The organism is Paenibacillus sp. EB106-04-04-XG159 (assembly GCF_058791835.1).
Map to the genome: position 1 here is coordinate 1 of NZ_JBYTDY010000045.1, position 1,105 is coordinate 1,105.

Sequence of the window (1,105 nt, forward strand, 5' to 3'; positions counted from 1 at the left end):
AAGTCCATCTATAAGCACGCCAGATTGCAGATATTTTCGGATCAGCTTCAATAGTGCTCTGTCTGTTATTCGCTCTGCCAATTTTGCCATGAGTCGGTCATGGTTGACACGATCAAAGAATTTCTCCAGATCGATGTCCACCACAATTCGGTATCCTTCTTGCATGAATTGTTTCGCTTTCCTTACCGCGTCATGTCCTCGTCTATTCGGACGAAACCCATAACTGTGCTCGGAAAATGTGGGGTCAAACATCGGCGTCAATACTTGTGTAATTGCCTGCTGGATGAATCGATCCGTCACGGTCGGGATACCTAATAACCTTGTTCCGCCGTTCGGCTTCGGGATTTCGACCCGACGGACTGGATTTGGTTCATAGGTTCCCTGTTCCAAGCTTTGGCGAATGGAATGCCAATGTTGCAGGATGTGGGGTCGTAAATCCTTTACGCCCATTCCATCTACTCCATGGCTTCCTTTATTCACCTCTACACGTTTCAGTGCAGACAGCAAGTTTTCCCGTGACAGCAACTGTTCCATCATTCGACATATACTCCTTACGTGAATTGTTCTTCTGTTCATGCCGTTGCGGGCTCAGCCCTTCTGAATACCCTCGCGTATTCACCGCTACTTTCTCCAGATAGGTCTCCCCAAAAAAAACTAGGAGATTGTCTGCTTTCTTCACCCGCATCCGAAATCCAAGCTGTTCAATTCCTATACCATGTTCGGTCCTTCCATCTGTTGTCGTCACAACGGATGTACTATGACTTCTGCTGACTTCTGTATGCTCAGTCTGCTCTCACGAGCAGATTTGTAGAGTTACTCTACGTGCATACAGATCTCCCCAGGTAAGAACGCTATCTTCCTCTCCATCTATCTGCTTCATTTACTCTCATATGCCTTCGGCAGTAAGGACTTTAGCTTGTTTAGCAGCTTCATCCAACATACGCTAGCCTTATATGAAGTTCGTGTTCCTCAGACCGGAGATTTGCCGCCGACTTCCTTCAGATTCCACCTCGCGATGGACACCCTTGTCTTAAGCTACAGCTACTACTGCCTTCGCTGTTCGGGACTTGAACCCTATAGATAGCGCCCATGCTGGGCGCACTAA

General features: G+C 47.6%; 1 protein-coding gene. It reads right to left on the reverse strand.

Annotated elements, in window-relative coordinates:
* Positions 1 to 537, reverse strand: a 537-nt coding sequence (locus tag AC3WTP_RS23280; protein WP_492397006.1) for a reverse transcriptase domain-containing protein, incomplete at its 3' end; no start/stop codon positions are given.
* Positions 538 to 1,105: the final 568 nt, after the last annotated feature.